Here is a 15,486-nt window from a genome sequence, read left to right on the forward strand (position 1 = left end):
AGCCCGACGATCTCGCCTTCGCGCAGCGACAGGTTCGCGTCGTCGAGCACGAGCAGTTCGCCCTGCGTCTTGTTGAAACCGCGGTTCACGTGGTCGACGCGCAGGATTTCCTCGCCGAGGCGCGGCGGCTGGGACGTCTGGACGGGGGCGTTTACAGCATTCGGATTGTGCATCGCGTTTCGCTCTCAATCGGTCTCAGTCGAGCCGCAGCTTCGCTTCGGCGAAGGCATACAGCGGGCGCCACAGCAGGCGGTTGAACAGGGTGACGAACAGGGACATCACGGCGATGCCCAGGATGATCTTCGGGAAGTCGCCGGCGGCGGTGGTCTGCGCGATGTACGCGCCGAGGCCATGCGCCTCGATCCTGGTGTTGCCCCACTGTACGGCTTCCGACACGATGCTCGCGTTCCACGCGCCGCCCGATGCGGTAATCGCGCCCGTCACGTAGTACGGGAAGATGCCCGGCAGGATCGCTTGCCGCCACCATTGCCAGCCGCGGATGCGGAAATTCGTCGCGGCCTCGCGATAGTCGTTCGGATAGGACGTCGCGCCAGCGATCACGTTGAACAGGATATACCACTGCGTGCCGAGCACGATCAGCGGCGACAGCCAGATGTCCGGGTTCAGATGGAAGCGCGCGATCACGATCACGAACACCGGGAACAGCAGGTTGGCCGGGAACGCGGCGAGGAACTGCGCGAGCGGCTGCAGCTTTTCGGCCAGCTTCGGACGCAGCCCGACCCATACACCGATCGGCACCCAGATCACGGAAGCGATCGCGATCAGCACGACCACGCGCAGCAGCGTGATGAGCCCGAGCACGAGCACGTGGCCGACTTCGGCCATCGTCACGCCGGTCGATACGAAGCTGATGACGCGCCACACAATATAGGCGGTGCCGATCAACATGAGGATCGCCCACGCGATGTCGACCGTGCGCGATGCCTTCTTCTCGACTTTCGGCAGCGAGAAGCGCATCGCACCCGACAGCGGCAGGCGCAGCGGGATCCGCGCGGCTTTCGCGAAGAACCAGCCGGCCGGCACGAGCAGCTGATGGATCAGGCGCGTGCGACGCACGAGGTCGAGCAGCCAGGATTGCGGCGCATCGCCCGACGCGGTGTTCTCCATCCGGAACTTGTCTGCCCACGCGATCAGCGGGCGGAACAGGAACTGGTCGTAAGCGAGGATCACGACGGTCATCGTGAGAATCACCCAGCCGATCGCGCCGAGGTTCTTGTCCGAGATGGCCTGCGCGAGATATGCGCCAATGCCCGGCAGCGTGATCGTCTGGTTGCCGACGGTGATCGCTTCCGATGCGACGACGAAGAACCAACCGCCCGACATCGACATCATCATGTTCCAGATCAGGCCCGGCATCGAGAACGGCACCTCGAGCTTCCAGAAGCGCTGCCACGACGTCAGGTGGAAGCCGCGCGACACTTCGTCCAGGTCGCGCGGCACGGTGCGCAGCGACTGGTAGAAGCTGAACGTCATGTTCCACGCCTGGCTCGTGAAGATCGCGAAGATCGCCGCGAGCTCGGCGCCGAGCACCCGGCTCGGGAACAGCGCGAGGAAGAACGTGACCGTAAACGAGATGAAGCCGAGCACCGGCACCGACTGCAGGATGTCGAGGATCGGGATCAGCACCATGCCCGCTCGCCGGCTTTTCGCGGCGAGCGTGCCGTAGACCAGCGTAAACACGAGCGACGCGATCATCGCGGCGAGCATCCGCAGCGTGGTGCGCAACGCGTATTCGGGCAGGTTCGACGGATCGAGCGAGATCTTCTGCGTCTGCAGTACACCGATCGGCGCCATCGTTTCATGGAAACCGACGACCGCCATCGCGATCAGGCAGATGATCAGCGGAAACGCGATGAAATCCCACCGGTTCGGCAGGACGCGCCAAGCAGACGCGTTGGCGGTCCGGTTCGGATTGAAGAATCCGACGTCCATCAGGCGCCCTCCCCGGTAAGGCCGAACGAAGCAGGCAAACGATGTTGATTCATGGCAAAGCGCTCGGGCGCGGTAATTCGACGCGGTAATTCGATGGATTCACGATTTCACGCCGGCGCGACGCGCCGTGCGTGCAAGCTGCGCCCCGGCGGCCGAGTCAGGCCGCGACGGCACGACACTACACCAACCTGTATTTCAGGTACAACCGTCCGGGGACGGGGCGACGCGCGGCCGCCGCACGGTTCGTGCCCGGCGCGCGGGCGGACGGTGGCGCGCGGTGCGGAGCAACCCGGCCGCAGTCGGTCGGCCGGCATGCAGGCCCCGAATTATGCCGTGATCCGGGCCGGCCGTGAACCCGCCCGGCGCACGTGAACGCAAACCATGCCGCACGTCAGCGGACGAATGCGGTGAAGCAGGTATGATCGGGGCTAGCCCTTAGAGTCTGCCGACAGACAGCCCCTAGGGATCGTTCGACCAGCGGGAGGAAGGGAATGGCAGGAAATTTGGTGATCGTCTGCCGCGATCAGGATGCCGACGCGTTCTACGAGCTGATGCAGGAATACGGGTCGTTCCAGACGCGGTTGTCGTCGACGGCGTGGTACCTGAACATGAACGTCGTGCCGGAATCGCTGCAGGAGGAAATCCTGGAGCGCCTCGGCCGCTACACGACCGTCTATATCTTCGAGGCCACGAGCGTGACCTACAACACCATCGACAGCAATGCCGCCGAGACGCTCGGCACGCTGTTCGGCGAATGATGCCGCGCGGCGCCTGCCCGGCAGGCGCCGCTTACGCCGCTTACGCCGCCTGTGCGTGAAGTTCGTCCTTCGGCACCACGTCGAACGGGAACGTCATCGCCACGCGCAGGCCGCCCTCGGGACGGTTGCCGATCTCGCACGCCCCGCCCAGCCTGACGACCAGCCGCTCGACGATCGCGAGCCCGAGTCCGCTGTGGCCGTTCCCGCCGCGCGCGGGGTCGAGACGCACGAACGGCCGCGTCGCGGCCGCGAGGTCGCGCGGCGCGATCCCGCCACCGCTGTCGCTGACCGACAGGACATAGCCGGCCGACGTGCGCACCGTCTCGACGAGCACGGGCGGCGCGCCATATGCATGCGCGTTGTCGAGCAGATTCGACAGGATCCGGTCGAGCGTCGCGGTCGGCAGACGGAAGCCCGGATCGGCCGCGAGACGCGTCTGGACCGTCGGCGCGTTCGGCGCGACCGCCCGATAGGTGCGCGCGATCCGCTCGCAGGTCTGGTCGACCGGCACGGGCTCGCTGCGGTCCGCCCCACCGTGCGCGAACACGAGGAACTGGTCGACGATGTGCGACATCGAGTCGACATCGCGCACGACGCCGTCGCGCAAACGCGCGTCATCCATCATTTCCGCCCGCAGGCGCATCCGCGCGAGCGGCGTGCGCAGGTCGTGCGCGACGCCCGCGAGCATGACCGCGCGGTCGCTCTCGGCCTGTGACACCTGCTCCACCATCTGGTTGAAGCCGTGCGTGAGCTGGCGCAGCTCGCGCGGGCCGCGCTCGCGCAGCGGCGGCACCGGCTGGCCACGGCCGAAGCGCGCGACGGCGCGCGCGAGCGAGCGCAACGGTTGCTGAAGCTGCCACGCCGCGAACAGCGCTGCGATCACGCCGGCCGAGAAAATCGTGCCGAGCCACAACAGCATCCCGTCGAGCGAGCGCGGTGGGCGCAACGGCTGCACCGGCACCACGATCCAGTTGCGGTCGGTCGGCTCCTTGACCCACAGCACCGGCGGATGGCCCGGCTGGCCAATCTCGACCCGGGTGCCCGCGGGCATTCGCTCGCTGACGTCGTCACGGAAACGCTTGAGCGGCGCCGGCATGTTCGAGTCGCCGCTCTTCGGCACATCGGGGCTGTCCGGCGATACGAGCCGCACGCGCGACGGCAGCGGCTGATCGGGCGTGCGCTCGACGTGCTGGCGTACCGCGTCGACGAGGAATGCGGCCTCTTCGACCGCATAGCGCGTCTGCATCTGGCTGCGCTCGAGCCGCATCGCGAAAAACCACGCGAAATGCGACAGGAGCAGAACGCCGACGACCAGCAACGCCAGTCGCCCGAACAGTGAATCAATGGGTTTGCGCATGGGCCTCGCCGTCGGGCACGAACACGTAGCCGCGCCCGCGGACCGTCTGGATGAAACGCGGCGTCGACGGATCCGTTTCCAGGATACGGCGCAGACGCCACACCTGGACGTCGATGCCGCGGTCGGTGCCGTCGTACTCCGGCCCGTGCAGCAGCTCGAGCAGCCGCTCGCGCGTGAGCGTGCGCAGCGCGTGGTTCACGAAGATCTTCAGCAGCGCGAATTCGCTGCTCGACAGGGTTGCGGGCTTGCCGTCGACCGACAGCGTGCGCGCCTGGAAGTCGAGCACGAAACGGCCGAATGCGAACGGCTCGCGCTGCTCGGGCGCGGCGGCCGACGGCGTCGCGCGGCGGCGGCGCAGCACGGCCTGCACGCGCGCCAGCAGCTCGCGCGGGTTGAACGGCTTGCCGAGATAGTCGTCGGCGCCGAGCTCCAGCCCGACGATGCGGTCGACGTCGTCCGCACGGGCGGTCAGCATGATCACGGGGATGTCGTCGCCGGCCGCGCGCAACTGGCGCAGCGCGGTCAGGCCGTCGACGCCCGGCATCATCAGGTCCAGCACGATCAGGTCGGGCCGCTCGCGCTCGAGGCGCTTCTCGAGCGTCGCCGCGTCGTGCAGCACGGACACTTCCATCCCCTGGCGCACGAGATAGTCGCGCAGCAGGTCTCGGAGTTCTTGGTCGTCGTCGACGATGAGGATCTGGGTAGTCATGGCTTGAAGTTTACCGCGCGAGCGCGGAGTCAAAGAACGAAACAAAGGGACGAAAGGGTTACTGCGGGTTACCGCGCAAGGCAACTGTAATGCGCCGTAACCCGGCAGGCTTCCCGCGTAACACCGGCCGAGGTTTGCGCCGCTAACCTGCCTCTTACCGGATGCGGCACACGGGCCACCCCGCGCACCGCATCGCCGGACCCTTTGGATACAAGGAGTTTCTGAAATGTATAAGAAGACTTCCCGCGTGGCCATCGCGGCCGCTACCGTGCTCGCTCTCGCATTCGGCACCGCGCAAGCCGCGCAGCCCAACAACATGCCCCCGCAAGGCGGCCCCGGCATGCATCACATGCACGGCCACGACGGCGGCCCGTTCGGCGTGATCATGAAGCTGCACGATCAGTTGAAGCTGAACGCGTCGCAGGAACAGCAATGGCAGACGGCCGTCAACACGATGAAGCAGAACCACGAGGCGATGCGCAAGAGCCACGAGCAGATGCGCGAGCAGTTCAAGGCTCAGCAGAACCAGCCGATCCTCGACCTGAGCGCGATGAACGCGGCCCGCCAGCAGGCCGAACAGCAGAATGCACAGCTGCGCGAACAGAGCTCGGCCGCCTGGCTCGCGTTCTACAACGGGCTGAACGACCAGCAGAAGACCACCGTCAGCACCGCGCTGAAGCAGCAGTTCGCACGGATGGAGCAGCGCCACGAGAAAATGAAGGAGCACTGGCAGCAGCATCGCGCGGCCAAGGCCGCATCGGCGCCGGCGCAGTAAGCCGGCAGGCCGCCCTCCCGGGGTGGCACCGACGGGGACTCGGGCATCCGGCCCGCGTCCCCGATTTCATTTCAGGCAACGTCGAACAGCAGCACCTCGGCCGCCCGGCCGCGCGCGAACGCGACCGCGTCCACCCCGGCGATCCGCACGCCGTCGCCCGTGCCCAGCGCATGACCGTTGACTTCCACGTCGCCGCGCGCCACGTGCACATAGGTACTGCGCCCGGCCCGCACGTCGAACGCCGTCTCCTCGTCCCCGTCGATCAGCCCCGCGAAGATCCGCGCGTCGGCGCGCATCGACAACGCGCCGTCGTCGCCATCCGGCGACGCCACCAGCCGCAGCCGGCCGCGCTTCTCGTCGTCGGCGAAACGCCGTTCCGCGTAGCCCGGCCGCCCGCCCCGCTCGGCCGGCTGCAGCCAGATCTGCAGCAGATGCAGCGCGCGGTGGCACGACGCGTTGGTCTCGCTGTGCACGAGTCCCGTGCCCGCGCTCATCCGCTGAATCCCGCCAGCCCGCACGATCGCGCCGTTGCCCAGGCTGTCGCGATGCGCAAGCGCGCCGTCCAGCACATAGGTGACGATTTCGAGGTCGCGGCGCGGCTGCATGCCGAAGCCACGAGTCGGCGCGATCCGGTCCTCGCTCAGCACGCGCAGCGCCCCGAACGGCGGATGCGTGGCCCCGGCATGGCCGGCTAGCGGGAAGCTGTGGCTCGATTCGAGCCAGCCCTGGCGCGTGTGGCAACGGTCGGCGGCGCGGCGAATCTGAAACATGGGGCGGGCACTCCGGCAGGCAGATGTTCTTTGTCGGGTTTACCTGCACTGTAGGGGCGGCGCGGCCACGCCACAATCCGCTTTCCGCGCACTGCATCGTTGCACTCACGAGCTCAATCGGCGCGATACTCGTTGCGAATACCACGATTGCCGCAACGGCCGAATCGAAGAATCGACCGGTCGACCGGATTGCCGTTTTCCGGGTATCGCGTTCGGGTAAAATACCGCCCTTTTGGCGTTCGCCCGTCCGGCGGGCGCCGTTGCCAGCGCGCCGAAACACGAATTTTGGCCGTCTAGAATACGCCGCGGCGCCCGGCCCGACCGGCCGCGAGCGCCCTCCCGGAAGTGAGCGACAAAAGGATGGAAATGAAGAAGGCCGCCCTGTGCGCCGCCCTCGCCCTCGTGGCGGGCAGCGCCTTCGCGAAGGAGTGGAAGACCGTGCGGATCGGCGTCGATGCCAGCTACCCGCCGTTCGAGTCGACCGCGCCGAGCGGCGAGATCGTCGGTTTCGACGTCGATCTCACCAAGGAAATCTGCAAGCGGATCAACGTGAAGTGCGTGTGGGTCTCGCAGGATCTCGACGGGATCATCCCCGCGCTGAAGGCGAAGAAGTACGACATCATCGTGTCGTCGTTGACCGTCACGGACAAGCGTCGCGAACAGATCGACTTCTCCGACAAGGTGTATGACGCACCGGCACGGATGATCGCGAAGACCGGCTCGCCGCTGCTGCCGACGGTCGCGTCGCTCAAGGGCAAGCGTGTCGGTGTCGAGCAGGGCTCCACGCAGGAATCGTACGCGAAGGCGTACTGGGAACCGCAGGGCGTGACGATCATTCCTTACCAGAACCAGGATCAGGTCTACGCTGATCTCGGCTCGGGCCGCCTCGACGCGACGCTGCAGGACGAACTGCAGGCCGACTACGGCTTCCTGCGCACGCCGCGCGGCAAGGGCTTCGCGTTCGCCGGGCCGGAAGTGAAGGATCCGAAAACGATCGGCGACGGCACCGCGATCGGCCTGCGCAAGGACGATACGGACCTGAAGCTCAAGATCAACAGGGCGCTGGCCGACATGCACAAGGATGGCACTTACGACCGGCTGTCGCACAAGTATTTCGCATTCAGCGTCTACTCGGCCCGCTGAGCGCCGACAATGACGGGAACGGATGCGGGGGCGGCCCCGCGTCCGGGCAGTACAGGCAGTCAACCACGCGCCGCCCGCCCCCTCGCCCGCGCTCGCGCGACGGGCCTGCCCGGCACCGTTGCCGGGGCGGACGGCATGATACGCACGGGGCGTTCCGCGCAACTTGGCGGACGCGTATTTCGCGGCGCACCGCGTGCGCCCTCAGGGACCACACCAGGGACCACACATGTTTCTAGAAGGTTACGGCCCGCTGATCCTCGCGGGCACCTGGCAAACCGTCAAACTGGCGGTGCTTTCGCTCGCGCTTTCGTTCCTGCTGGGCCTGCTCGGCGCGGGCGCGAAACTGTCGCGCAACCGCTTCACGAACGGCGCCGGAACCGTCTACACGACGCTGATCCGCGGCGTGCCCGACCTCGTGCTGATGCTGCTGCTGTTCTACAGCCTGCAGATCTGGCTGAACATGGCGACCGATGCGCTCGGCTGGGATCAGATCGACATCGACCCGTTCCTCGCCGGCGTGCTCGTGCTCGGCTTCATCTACGGCGCGTACTTCACCGAGACGTTCCGCGGCGCCTTCCTGTCGGTGCCGCGCGGCCAGCTCGAGGCCGGCAGCGCATACGGGATGACCAACTGGCAGGTGTTCACGCGGATCATGTTTCCGCAGATGATGCGCTTCGCGCTGCCGGGTATCGGCAACAACTGGCAGGTGCTCGTGAAGTCGACCGCGCTCGTGTCGATCATCGGCCTCGCAGACGTCGTGAAGGCGTCGCAGGACGCCGGCAAGGGCACGCTGCGGTTCTTCTTCTTCACGCTGATCGCCGGTGCGGTCTATCTCGCCATCACCACGATCTCGAACTTCGTGCTGATGTGGCTCGAAAAGCGCTACTCGACCGGTGTCCGCAAGGCTGACCTATGATCGAACTCATCCAAGAATACTGGCGCAACTATCTGTACACCGACGGTTTCCGGATCACCGGTGTCGCGATCACGCTGTGGCTGCTGGTCGTGTCGATCGGCCTCGGCTTCTGCCTGTCGGTGCCGCTCGCGGTAGCCCGCGTGTCGAAGAAGAAGTGGCTGTCGGGCGCGGTGTGGCTCTACACGTACGTGTTCCGCGGCACGCCGCTCTACGTGCAGCTGCTGCTCTGCTACACGGGCCTCTACAGCCTGCAGTTCGTGCGCGGCACGCCGCTGCTCGACTCGTTCTTCCGTGACGGGATGCACTGCACGCTGCTCGCGTTCACGCTGAACACCTGCGCGTACACCACCGAGATCTTCGCCGGCGCGATCAAGTCGACGTCGTACGGCGAAATCGAGGCCGCGCGCGCGTACGGAATGTCCACGTTCACGATGTATCGCCGCGTGATCCTGCCGTCCGCGCTGCGCCGCTCGCTGCCGCTCTACAGCAATGAAGTGATCCTGATGCTGCACGCAACCACGGTGGCCTTCACCGCGACCGTGCCGGACATCCTGAAGATCGCCCGCGACGTGAACTCGGCGACCTACATGTCGTTCCACGCATTCGGCATCGCCGCCCTGCTCTATCTCGTGATCTCGTTCACGCTCGTGTGGCTGTTCCGCCAGGCCGAGCGTCGCTGGCTCGCGTATCTGCGCCCGCAAGGCAAGTAAGTTTTCGCAGGACTATTGATGAATCCCCAGACCCAGAAGCTTTTCGTCGACGATCTGCACAAGCGGTACGGCGACAACGAGGTACTCAAAGGCGTGTCGCTGAAGGCGAACTCGGGCGACGTGATCAGCGTGATCGGCTCGTCCGGTTCCGGCAAGAGCACGATGCTGCGCTGTATCAACTTCCTCGAGCAGCCGAACGCGGGCCGCATCGTCGTCGACGGCGAGGAAGTGCGTACCACGAAGGACAAGACGGGCGCACTGCGCGCCGCCGACCCGAAGCAGTTGCAGCGCGTGCGCACCAAGCTGTCGATGGTGTTCCAGCACTTCAATCTCTGGTCGCACATGAACGTGATCGAGAACGTGATGGAAGCGCCGGTGAACGTGCTCGGCATCCCGAAGAAGGAAGCCGAGGATCGCGCGCGCCAATATCTCGAGAAGGTCGGCCTCGCGCCGCGCGTCGAGAAGCAGTATCCGTCGCACCTCTCGGGCGGCCAGCAGCAGCGTGTGGCGATCGCGCGCGCGCTGGCGATGCATCCGGACGTGATGCTGTTCGACGAGCCGACGTCGGCGCTCGATCCGGAACTGGTCGGCGAAGTGCTGAAGGTGATGCAGAAGCTCGCCGAGGAAGGCCGCACGATGATCGTCGTCACGCACGAGATGGGCTTCGCGCGCAACGTGTCGAATCACGTGATGTTCCTGCACCAGGGGCGCGTCGAAGAAGAAGGCGTGCCGTCGGAAGTGTTCGCCAACCCGAAGAGCGAGCGCCTGCGCGGGTTCCTGTCGGGCAGCCTCAAGTAAACGCACGCATCGCGATACGCAAAACGGGCGCCGTCCGGCGCCCGTTTTGCGTTTACGCGGCGTCGAACGATGTGCCATCGGCGAACGCGCGCAGCGCATCGCCCGCGAGCCGGTAACGCACCCATTCGTTCTGCGGCGCCGCGCCGACGCTTTCGTAGAAGCGGATCGCCGGCTCGTTCCAGTCGAGCACGCTCCATTCGAAACGCCCGCAGCCCGAATCCACCGCGATCCGCGCAAGCGCCTTCAGCAGCCGCAGCCCCGCGCCCGCGCCGCGAAAGCGCGGCGACACGTACAGATCCTCGAGATACAGCCCCTGGCGGGCGAGCCACGTCGAGTACGAGAAGAAATACACGGCGAAGCCGGCCGGCTCGCCGCCGACCTCGCAGATCAGCGCGCGCGCCGGCGAGCCTTCGCCGAACAGGCTGCGCTCGAGCGACGCGGGCGTCGCGATCACTTCATGCTCGGCCTTCTCGTAGATGGCCAGCTCGGTGATGAAACGCAGGATTTGCGGCACGTCGGCGACGGTGGCGGGACGGATATCGATTTGCACGGTGTGAGCCCTCCTTCGGCTCTGGCCGGAAACGGGATGCAACGCCCGCGCAATCGCGCTGGCGCAGGTCAGATCGACATGCTACGTTCATGGCTCCACTGCAGGAAGTGCAGTTTCTTCATCAAAACATGAAAGCCATGCATCCCGATTTGCGCCGCCTCGACCTGAACCTGCTGCTCGCGTTCGACGCGTTGTACCGACACCGGTCGGTCACCGCTGCCGCGCACGAATTGGCGATGAGTCCGTCCGCGCTGAGCCATGCGCTCGCGCGGCTGCGCGACGCGATCGGCGATGCGCTGTTCGTGCGGCTCGGCAACGAAATGCAGCCGACCGTGCGCGCGGACGACATCGCTACATGGGCCGGCGACGCGCTCGACACGATGTCGAAAGGGCTCGCCCGCGCACGCCGTTTCGATCCCGCGCAAAGCGACCGCACGTTCGTGTTCGCCGCGAGCGACTACACGGCATTCGCGGTGCTGCCGGCGTTCCTCACGCGTATCGAACGCATCGCGCCGCGCCTGCGCATCCGGGTCGTCCATTCCGAGCGCAAGATATCCGTCGACGAACTCGCCGCCGGACGCATCGATTTCGCGCTCGGCTATCACGAGGAATCGACGGCCGACGCGCCCGGCATCGAGGATTTCGACTGGTTCTCGGACGACTACGTGGTCATCGCAAGCGCGCGGCATCCGGACCTTCACCGGCGGCTGACGCTCGACCAGTACCTCGCGGCGCGCCACCTGGTCGTCACGCCGTGGAACGAGTCGCGCGGCGTCGTCGACTACGTGCTCGACCGGCTCGGCGTCGAGCGGCAGGTGGCCGTGCAGTTGCCGAGCGTGCTGGCCGCCCCGTTCGTGATCGCGGAATCGTCGCTGCTGATGACCATACCGAACCGCGCCGCGCAGGCGCTGCGCCGTGCGGCGCCGATCCGCATCTTCCCCGCGCCGTTCGAGATCCCGCGCTACACGGTGAAGGTCTATTCGCACGCGAAGCACGCGCGCACCGATGCGCACCGGTGGATTCGCGCGCAGTTGCTCGACGCCCGGCCGACACCCGGTTAATCCGGACGCGCCTTCCGGCAGGCGACGTGCCACGGCCACCCGGGCGTTTCAGGCACGACGCAACGCCGCCAGCCCGCCGTCAACTTATTACGAAATACTTACTAATTTCATCTCTCCGGCGCTTACGCCGGTGCCCCGGTGACGTCAATAGTGGCAATCCTTGACCCATGGCCGCGGAATCCGTGTCTCCCTTGTCCGACAAGGGTTTTCCGGCCATCTGCGGGCTCGCCGCGCCCCTCCGCCCCCTCTGTTGCATGGCAATTTGGCGACAGGTGTTAGTCAAACAACGATTTCCATCGCCACAAAATTGTATTTTTGCTAAATTAGTAACCAAAGTAGCAAAACGAAGTTCGTGAAATGTAGTTTAGCTTCACGACACAACAAGGAGACCCCGCAAGCCGACCCGGCTGCGCGGGACCATTCAACGGTTTTCCGTCCGCTTGCCCGCGTGCCGCGCTTACCGGCCCTGCACGAGGTCTCCCTGGTTATCCCGCTTTTCGCTTTTGCCCGGCGTTCGTTGCGCCGGGCATCTCGTGCAGTCTGGGTTGACTTTTTGACAGGGTATGGAGGAGATGATGAAGAAAGCTTTGGTCGCGGCCGCGCTGATGGCTGCTGGGGTGGTTACGGCGCACGCGCAGAGCAGCGTCACGCTGTACGGCCGCCTGGATGCAGGCATCGAGTACATGAACGGCCTGCAAAACGGCCACCAAGTGCGCGCGGAAAGCGGCGACTGGGGCACGAGCCTGTGGGGCTTGAAGGGTAGCGAAGACATCGGTGGCGGCAACAAGGTCCTGTTCCACCTCGAAGGCGCATTCAACACGATGAACGGCGGCCTCGGCACGAGCGGCTCGATCTGGGATCGTTTCGCGACCGTCGGCATCTCCAACGACCACTACGGTACGCTGCTGCTGGGTCGCGAACTCGCGATCGCCAACGGCGTGTGGGACTTCGACCCGTTCGGCCAGTCGGCCTGGTCGACGGCCTCGCTGGTGCGCGGCCGCAACTGGAACAAGACCAGCAACAACGTGTCGTACCAGTCGCCGTCGCTCTACGGCCTCGACTTCTACGGCCAGTTCTCGTTCTCGAACTCGACGAGCTTCAACGGCAACACGACGGCCGGCCAGCCGGGTCGTGCAGCCGGCGCGCAGGTCACGTACACGAACTCGCTGTTCCAGTTGCGCGGCATCTACGACGAAACGCGCGACAGCAACGGCCGCTTCTCGGACGTGTTCAACTACTCGCGTGAATACTTCGCGGGCGTGAACGTGTTCCTCGGCCAGTTCAAGCTGCAGGCGGCTTACCAGGCATCGCGCGCGGACGGCAGCGGCGGCCCGGCAGTGAACGCCGGCGTGACGGGCACCCAGCAGGTGTGGGGCGGCGTGACGTGGCAGGCAACGCCGGCGGCAGCGCTGATCGCGGCCGTGTATCACGTGAACGCGAACCACGGCGGCGGCAACGCGAACATCTATACGGTCGGCGGTTCGTACAACATCTCGAAGCGCACACTGTTCGACCTGCAGGTCGCAACCGTACGCAACAGCTCGACGGCCAACTTCGGCCTGAACGCGAACGGCGCGGGCACGGCCGTGTCGACCGGCAACCCGAACCCGGGCGGCAGCCAGACCGGCGTCTACGCCGGCATCCAGCACCTGTTCTGATCGGGCGCCGTTCAAGGAGCGATTCGACAACACTTTCCACGCTGCTGCGAGAGGCGCGTATCGGTGCGGTACCCAACCGGGTATCGCACCGTTTTTTATTGGCGGGCCGGTTTTGCGCAGCCCTTGCCGGATGCGGCGCTCAGACCGCCGCTTCGTTCTCTTCGCCGGTGCGGATGCGGATCACGCGCTCGACGTCCGACACGAAGATCTTGCCGTCGCCGATCTTGCCCGTGCGCGCCGCGCCGATCACCGCATCGATCACCTGGTCGACCTGCGCTTCCGCGACGACCACCTCGATCTTCATCTTGGGCAGGAAGTCGACGACGTACTCGGCGCCGCGATACAGCTCGGTGTGCCCTTTCTGGCGGCCGAAGCCCTTCACTTCCGTCACGGTCAGGCCGGTGAGGCCGACTTCGGCGAGCGCTTCGCGGACTTCGTCCAGCTTGAACGGCTTGATGATGGCGGTGATGCGTTTCATGATGGTTGTCCCTCGATGCTCGTTTGGATGAAAAATCGCGATCCCGATTGTAAGCCGTAAGCCGGCCAGCGGCGTGCGGCTCAGTCGAGACGTTCGGTAAAGCGTGACGTGACCGGATAGCGCCAGTCTCGCCCGAAGGCGCGATGCGTGACGCGAATTCCGATCGGCGCCTGACGGCGCTTGTATTCGTTGACCTTGATGAGCCGCGTCACGCGCGCGACGTCGGCCTCCGCATAGCCGGCCGCGACGATCTCCGAGAGCGGCCGGTCCTCTTCCATGTACATCCGCATGATCGCGTCGAGCACGTCGTACGGCGGCAGGCTGTCCTGGTCCGTCTGGTTCTCGCGCAGCTCGGCCGACGGCGCGCGCGTCAGGATCCGCTCGGGAATCACGTCGCGCGGCCCGAAGTCGGCGCTCGCGTTGCGATAGCGGCAGAGCCGGTAAACCAGCGTTTTCGCGATGTCCTTGATCACCGCGAAACCGCCGGCCATGTCGCCGTACAGCGTGCAGTAGCCGACCGCCATCTCGCTCTTGTTGCCGGTCGTCAGCACGATCGAGCCGAACTTGTTCGACAGCGCCATCAGCAGCGTGCCGCGGATACGCGCCTGGATGTTCTCTTCCGTCGCATCTTCCGCCCGGCCCGCGAATTCGTTCGCGAGCGCCGCGCGGAACGCGTCGAACATCGGTGCGATCGCGATCTCGTCATAGCGCACGCCGACGCGCCGCGCCATCTCGGCCGCGTCGGTCGTCGAGATGTCGGCCGTATAGCGTGACGGCATCATCACCGCGCGCACGCGCTCGGGCCCGAGCGCGTCGCATGCGATGGCGAGCACGAGTGCCGAATCGACACCGCCCGACAGCCCGATCAGCGCGCCGGGAAAACCGTTCTTGCCGATGTAGTCGCGCACGCCGGTCACGAGCGCGCGATAGACCTGCGCATCGACCGGCAGATCGGGCGCGATCGCGCCAGGCAGCGGCCGCGTGCCGTCGAATTCGACGATCGCATGTCCTTCGTCGAACTGCGGCATCTTCGCGACGAGCGCGCCCTGTGCGTCGAGCACGAACGAGCCGCCGTCGAACACGAGTTCGTCCTGGCCGCCGACGAGGTTTACGTACACCATCGGCAACCCGGTCTCGCGAATCCGCGCGCGCAGGATGTCGATGCGCAGCGCTTCCTTGTCCATGTGATACGGCGAACCGTTCGGGATCAGCAGCACCTGCGCGCCGGCCGCCTTCGCGATCTGCGCGGCCGATGCATGCCACGCGTCCTCGCAGATGATGACGCCGTATCTGACGCCGTTCAGCTCGAACACGAACGGCTCGGTGTCCGTCGCGAAATAGCGTTTTTCGTCGAACACGTCGGCGTTCGGCAGATCCTGCTTGCGATAGGTGCCGACGATCTCGCCGCCGACGATCAGCGACACCGCGTTGTAGGTGTCGGTCGGCGGCACGCCGCGCTCGATTGGACGGTTTGCATTACCATCGACGGCTGGCGTGCGCGCATCGTCGCCGGTGCTGCTGCCCGCACCCCTGCCCGGCCCGCGCAACGGATGGCCGACCAGCACCGCGAGCCCGTCGAACGCGCGCAGTGCATCGGCGAGCGTATCGAGCGCGGCAGCCGCCGCCGCGTAGAACGCCGGCCGCAGCAGCAAGTCCTCCGGCGGATAGCCGGACAACGCGAGTTCGGGTGCGATCATCAGCTGCGCACCATCGTTGTGCGCGGCGCGCGCGGCCGCGACGATCCGCGCGACGTTGCCGGCGAAGTCGCCGACGGTGACGTTGATCTGGGCGAGAGCGAGTCGGGTCTTCATGACAGGATCGGCGCAGCCCGGCGGCGCGCCCTGAATGGC

The 15,486-nt window shown here is 66.1% G+C and carries 15 protein-coding genes and 1 pseudogene; 8 read left to right on the forward strand and 8 right to left on the reverse strand.

Annotated elements, in window-relative coordinates; genetic code table 11:
- Together DIE13_RS11485 and DIE13_RS11490 are read right to left on the reverse strand one after the other, a co-directional pair.
- Positions 1 to 173 (reverse strand): annotated as a pseudogene (locus DIE13_RS11485) (ABC transporter ATP-binding protein); the annotation flags it as partial.
- 22 nt (positions 174 to 195) lie between these two features.
- On the reverse strand, positions 196 to 1,953 hold the full coding sequence (locus DIE13_RS11490; protein ID WP_124827244.1) for an ABC transporter permease: 1,758 nt from the start codon (positions 1,951 to 1,953) through the stop codon (positions 196 to 198).
- Between the two features lie 491 nt (positions 1,954 to 2,444).
- On the opposite strand from DIE13_RS11490, the gene DIE13_RS11495 reads away from it, so the two are divergent.
- Positions 2,445 to 2,711, forward strand: coding sequence for a hypothetical protein (locus DIE13_RS11495; RefSeq protein WP_027786765.1), 267 nt, complete (start codon positions 2,445 to 2,447; stop codon positions 2,709 to 2,711).
- A 40-nt stretch (positions 2,712 to 2,751) separates the two neighbouring features.
- Here the strand turns inward: DIE13_RS11495 and DIE13_RS11500 are convergent, their stop codons facing one another.
- On the reverse strand, positions 2,752 to 4,068 hold the full coding sequence (locus DIE13_RS11500; RefSeq protein ID WP_124827245.1) for an ATP-binding protein: 1,317 nt from the start codon (positions 4,066 to 4,068) through the stop codon (positions 2,752 to 2,754).
- A complete protein-coding gene (locus tag DIE13_RS11505; protein WP_009693256.1) occupies positions 4,052 to 4,777 on the reverse strand; it encodes a response regulator in 726 nt (241 codons plus the stop codon). Before DIE13_RS11505 ends, DIE13_RS11500 begins: the two co-directional genes overlap by 17 nt.
- Before the next feature lie 226 nt (positions 4,778 to 5,003).
- Here DIE13_RS11505 and DIE13_RS11510 point away from each other — a divergent pair, with 226 nt between their 5' ends.
- Positions 5,004 to 5,552: a periplasmic heavy metal sensor gene (locus DIE13_RS11510; RefSeq protein WP_124827246.1), complete on the forward strand. Its 549-nt coding sequence runs from the start codon at positions 5,004 to 5,006 to the stop codon at positions 5,550 to 5,552.
- Between the two features lie 71 nt (positions 5,553 to 5,623).
- Here the strand turns inward: DIE13_RS11510 and DIE13_RS11515 are convergent, their stop codons facing one another.
- Complete coding sequence (locus DIE13_RS11515; protein WP_124827247.1) at positions 5,624 to 6,322, reverse strand: pirin family protein; 699 nt, start codon at positions 6,320 to 6,322, stop codon at positions 5,624 to 5,626.
- A 366-nt stretch (positions 6,323 to 6,688) separates the two neighbouring features.
- On the opposite strand from DIE13_RS11515, the gene DIE13_RS11520 reads away from it, so the two are divergent.
- From DIE13_RS11520 to DIE13_RS11535, 4 genes are all read left to right on the forward strand, one after another.
- Complete coding sequence (locus DIE13_RS11520; protein WP_148094085.1) at positions 6,689 to 7,465, forward strand: ABC transporter substrate-binding protein; 777 nt, start codon at positions 6,689 to 6,691, stop codon at positions 7,463 to 7,465.
- Positions 7,466 to 7,691: 226 nt separating this feature from the next.
- Positions 7,692 to 8,381 (forward strand): ABC transporter permease, encoded by a 690-nt coding sequence (locus tag DIE13_RS11525; protein ID WP_124827249.1) that lies wholly within the window; start codon positions 7,692 to 7,694, stop codon positions 8,379 to 8,381.
- Positions 8,378 to 9,091 (forward strand): ABC transporter permease, encoded by a 714-nt coding sequence (locus DIE13_RS11530; protein ID WP_096502157.1) that lies wholly within the window; start codon positions 8,378 to 8,380, stop codon positions 9,089 to 9,091. The genes DIE13_RS11525 and DIE13_RS11530 overlap by 4 nt, the downstream gene beginning before the upstream one ends.
- Positions 9,092 to 9,109: 18 nt before the next feature.
- The gene (locus tag DIE13_RS11535) at positions 9,110 to 9,889 is read left to right on the forward strand and encodes an ABC transporter ATP-binding protein (RefSeq protein WP_124827250.1); all 780 of its coding nucleotides are present in this window, start codon (positions 9,110 to 9,112) and stop codon (positions 9,887 to 9,889) included.
- A gap of 52 nt (positions 9,890 to 9,941) precedes the next feature.
- Here the strand turns inward: DIE13_RS11535 and DIE13_RS11540 are convergent, their stop codons facing one another.
- On the reverse strand, positions 9,942 to 10,439 hold the full coding sequence (locus DIE13_RS11540; protein WP_124827251.1) for a GNAT family N-acetyltransferase: 498 nt from the start codon (positions 10,437 to 10,439) through the stop codon (positions 9,942 to 9,944).
- An 89-nt stretch (positions 10,440 to 10,528) separates the two neighbouring features.
- Between DIE13_RS11540 and DIE13_RS11545 the strand changes: the two genes are divergently transcribed.
- Together DIE13_RS11545 and DIE13_RS11550 are read left to right on the forward strand one after the other, a co-directional pair.
- On the forward strand, positions 10,529 to 11,500 hold the full coding sequence (locus tag DIE13_RS11545) for a LysR family transcriptional regulator (RefSeq protein ID WP_233409921.1): 972 nt from the start codon (positions 10,529 to 10,531) through the stop codon (positions 11,498 to 11,500).
- Positions 11,501 to 12,072: 572 nt separating this feature from the next.
- Positions 12,073 to 13,158, forward strand: a complete 1,086-nt coding sequence (locus DIE13_RS11550; protein WP_124827253.1) for a porin — start codon at positions 12,073 to 12,075, stop codon at positions 13,156 to 13,158.
- A gap of 139 nt (positions 13,159 to 13,297) precedes the next feature.
- On the opposite strand, the gene DIE13_RS11555 is transcribed toward DIE13_RS11550, so the two are convergent.
- Positions 13,298 to 13,636: a P-II family nitrogen regulator gene (locus DIE13_RS11555; RefSeq protein WP_006398637.1), complete on the reverse strand. Its 339-nt coding sequence runs from the start codon at positions 13,634 to 13,636 to the stop codon at positions 13,298 to 13,300.
- 80 nt (positions 13,637 to 13,716) lie between these two features.
- Positions 13,717 to 15,447 carry an NAD+ synthase gene (locus DIE13_RS11560; RefSeq protein WP_124827254.1) on the reverse strand — a complete coding sequence of 577 codons (1,731 nt, stop codon included), beginning with the start codon at positions 15,445 to 15,447 and terminating at the stop codon, positions 13,717 to 13,719.
- Positions 15,448 to 15,486: the final 39 nt, after the last annotated feature.

This window comes from Burkholderia sp. Bp9016 (assembly GCF_003857765.1).
In the GTDB taxonomy this organism is placed as follows: Bacteria; Pseudomonadota; Gammaproteobacteria; order Burkholderiales; family Burkholderiaceae; genus Burkholderia.

Coding starts and splice junctions, on each gene's coding strand:
- DIE13_RS11490 (WP_124827244.1), bottom strand. CDS start 1,953: ATGGACGTCGGATTCTTCAATCCGAACCGGACCGCCAACGCGTCTGCT.
- DIE13_RS11495 (WP_027786765.1), top strand. CDS start 2,445: ATGGCAGGAAATTTGGTGATCGTCTGCCGCGATCAGGATGCCGACGCG.
- DIE13_RS11500 (WP_124827245.1), bottom strand. CDS start 4,068: ATGCGCAAACCCATTGATTCACTGTTCGGGCGACTGGCGTTGCTGGTC.
- DIE13_RS11505 (WP_009693256.1), bottom strand. CDS start 4,777: ATGACTACCCAGATCCTCATCGTCGACGACGACCAAGAACTCCGAGAC.
- DIE13_RS11510 (WP_124827246.1), top strand. CDS start 5,004: ATGTATAAGAAGACTTCCCGCGTGGCCATCGCGGCCGCTACCGTGCTC.
- DIE13_RS11515 (WP_124827247.1), bottom strand. CDS start 6,322: ATGTTTCAGATTCGCCGCGCCGCCGACCGTTGCCACACGCGCCAGGGC.
- DIE13_RS11520 (WP_148094085.1), top strand. CDS start 6,689: ATGAAGAAGGCCGCCCTGTGCGCCGCCCTCGCCCTCGTGGCGGGCAGC.
- DIE13_RS11525 (WP_124827249.1), top strand. CDS start 7,692: ATGTTTCTAGAAGGTTACGGCCCGCTGATCCTCGCGGGCACCTGGCAA.
- DIE13_RS11530 (WP_096502157.1), top strand. CDS start 8,378: ATGATCGAACTCATCCAAGAATACTGGCGCAACTATCTGTACACCGAC.
- DIE13_RS11535 (WP_124827250.1), top strand. CDS start 9,110: ATGAATCCCCAGACCCAGAAGCTTTTCGTCGACGATCTGCACAAGCGG.
- DIE13_RS11545 (WP_233409921.1), top strand. CDS start 10,529: ATGGCTCCACTGCAGGAAGTGCAGTTTCTTCATCAAAACATGAAAGCC.
- DIE13_RS11550 (WP_124827253.1), top strand. CDS start 12,073: ATGATGAAGAAAGCTTTGGTCGCGGCCGCGCTGATGGCTGCTGGGGTG.
- DIE13_RS11555 (WP_006398637.1), bottom strand. CDS start 13,636: ATGAAACGCATCACCGCCATCATCAAGCCGTTCAAGCTGGACGAAGTC.
- DIE13_RS11560 (WP_124827254.1), bottom strand. CDS start 15,447: ATGAAGACCCGACTCGCTCTCGCCCAGATCAACGTCACCGTCGGCGAC.